The organism is Micromonospora sp. NPDC004540, assembly GCF_040610095.1.
Taxonomy (GTDB): Bacteria; Actinomycetota; Actinomycetes; order Mycobacteriales; family Micromonosporaceae; genus Micromonospora.
Genome location: NZ_JBEXLR010000180.1, coordinates 1 through 2,819, shown reverse-complemented (window position 1 = coordinate 2,819; position 2,819 = coordinate 1). Strand labels below are relative to the sequence as shown.

At 59.1% G+C, this 2,819-nt stretch carries 2 rRNA genes (1 of these 2 running past the window's edge); both read right to left on the bottom strand.

Annotation, left to right across the window (positions count from 1 at the left end):
• Nucleotides 1-736: ribosomal RNA gene (locus tag ABZV78_RS31275) — 23S ribosomal RNA — on the bottom strand; it reaches 2,472 nt to the left of the window's first position.
• Nucleotides 737-1,105: 369 nt separating this feature from the next.
• A 16S ribosomal RNA gene (locus tag ABZV78_RS31270) occupies nt 1,106-2,621 on the bottom strand.
• Together the 16S and 23S rRNA genes form the textbook arrangement of a ribosomal RNA operon.
• Between the last annotated feature and the right edge of the window lie 198 nt (nt 2,622-2,819).

The following is a 2,819-nucleotide window of genomic DNA, read 5'->3' as shown; positions in this document are numbered from 1 at the left end:
ACGCCCTATTCAGACTCGCTTTCGCTACGGCTCCCCCACACGGGTTAACCTCGCCACATGCCACTAACTCGCAGGCTCATTCTTCAAAAGGCACGCCGTCACCCCGCAAGGCTCCGACGGATTGTAGGCGAACGGTTTCAGGTACTATTTCACTCCCCTCCCGGGGTACTTTTCACCATTCCCTCACGGTACTCGTCCGCTATCGGTCACCAGGAAGTATTTAGGCTTACCAGGTGGTCCTGGCAGATTCACGGCAGATTTCAGGGGTCCGCCGCTACTCGGGAACACCCACAGGAGGTCAGCAGCTTTCACCTACCGGACTATCACCGTCTACGGTCAGCCTTTCCAGACTGTTCAACTAGCCACTGACTTTGTAACTCCTCACACGAGTGTCAGCTCGTGTCGCAGGGTCCCACAACCCCGACCACGCAACCCCTGACAGGTATCACACGCAGCCGGTTTAGCCTCAATCCGCTTTCGCTCGCCACTACTCACGGAATCACTTGTTGTTTTCTCTTCCTACGGGTACTGAGATGTTTCACTTCCCCGCGTTCCCCCCACACACCCTATGTGTTCAGGTGCGGGTGACACCACATGACTGGTGCCGGGTTTCCCCATTCGGACACCCTGGGATCACAGCTTGGTTGACAGCTCCCCCAGGCCTATCGCGGCCTCCCACGTCCTTCATCGGCTCCTGGTGCCAAGGCATCCACCGTTCGCCCTTGACAACTTGACCACAAAGATGCTCGCGTCCACTGTGCAATTCTCAACAAACGACCAACCCACAACCCACAAGCCCCACACCAGCCCGACGATCCGCCGGCGGTATGCGAGACCAGGCCATGCCTGGCGCCTCGACGAGCTCACGCCCGCCTTCAAGGCTCTGAAAGACAACCGAGGTTGTTCCTTCAGGACCCAACAGGGTGCTTTACGCCGAACCCCAGCCGCATCACATCCGCCGTTCCTGCACCCCGAAGGGCGTGTACTAGACATCCGCGACCGTTGCCGGCATCCGACTAACCAGTGTCTCCGCCATTGAGCACCCCGACCCGACATTCGCGGGCCGCGGGCTCCTTGCACCCTTTCAGGTGAAGGTGCTCCTTAGAAAGGAGGTGATCCAGCCGCACCTTCCGGTACGGCTACCTTGTTACGACTTCGTCCCAATCGCCAGCCCCACCTTCGACGGCTCCCTCCCTTACGGGTTGGGCCACCGGCTTCGGGTGTTGCCGACTTTCGTGACGTGACGGGCGGTGTGTACAAGGCCCGGGAACGTATTCACCGCAGCGTTGCTGATCTGCGATTACTAGCGACTCCGACTTCACGGGGTCGAGTTGCAGACCCCGATCCGAACTGAGACCGGCTTTTTGGGATTCGCTCCACCTCACGGTATCGCAGCCCATTGTACCGGCCATTGTAGCATGCGTGAAGCCCTGGACATAAGGGGCATGATGACTTGACGTCATCCCCACCTTCCTCCGAGTTGACCCCGGCAGTCTTCGATGAGTCCCCGCCATAACGCGCTGGCAACATCGAACGAGGGTTGCGCTCGTTGCGGGACTTAACCCAACATCTCACGACACGAGCTGACGACAGCCATGCACCACCTGTGACCGCCCCCGAAGGACCCCACATCTCTGCAGGTTTTGCGGCCATGTCAAACCCAGGTAAGGTTCTTCGCGTTGCATCGAATTAATCCGCATGCTCCGCCGCTTGTGCGGGCCCCCGTCAATTCCTTTGAGTTTTAGCCTTGCGGCCGTACTCCCCAGGCGGGGCGCTTAATGCGTTAGCTGCGGCACAGGGAACCGGAGAGGCCCCCCACACCTAGCGCCCAACGTTTACAGCGTGGACTACCAGGGTATCTAATCCTGTTCGCTCCCCACGCTTTCGCTCCTCAGCGTCAGTATCGGCCCAGAGACCCGCCTTCGCCACCGGTGTTCCTCCTGATATCTGCGCATTTCACCGCTACACCAGGAATTCCAGTCTCCCCTACCGAACTCTAGCCTGCCCGTATCGACTGCAGGCCCGCAGTTGAGCTGCGGGTTTTCACAGTCGACGCGACAAGCCGCCTACGAGCTCTTTACGCCCAATAAATCCGGACAACGCTCGCGCCCTACGTCTTACCGCGGCTGCTGGCACGTAGTTGGCCGGCGCTTCTTCTGCAGGTACCGTCACTTACGCTTCGTCCCTGCTGAAAGAGGTTTACAACCCGAAGGCCGTCATCCCTCACGCGGCGTCGCTGCATCAGGCTTCCGCCCATTGTGCAATATTCCCCACTGCTGCCTCCCGTAGGAGTCTGGGCCGTGTCTCAGTCCCAGTGTGGCCGGTCGCCCTCTCAGGCCGGCTACCCGTCGTCGCCTTGGTAGGCCATCACCCCACCAACAAGCTGATAGGCCGCGAGCCCATCCCAGGCCGAAAAACTTTCCACCAAGCCTCATGCGAGGCCAGGTCATATTCGGTATTAGCCCCGGTTTCCCGGGGTTATCCCAAAGCCTAGGGCAGGTTGCTCACGTGTTACTCACCCGTTCGCCGCTCGAGTACCCCGAAGGGCCTTTCCGCTCGACTTGCATGTGTTAAGCACGCCGCCAGCGTTCGTCCTGAGCCAGGATCAAACTCTCCAACAAAAAACTTTGTTGAACAATCATCCTGACAACAAAAGTGTTGCCAAAGGAATCCCAACCAGCAAACCCTCCCAAAGAAGAGCTGCCAGTCCGGGGTATAAATCAATTTGGCACTGGCTTATCAAGCACCCTGTTGAGTTCTCAAAGAACAACCACACACCATCCGGAAACCCCGCACCAGCAGGACCCCCGTCCGGGGCA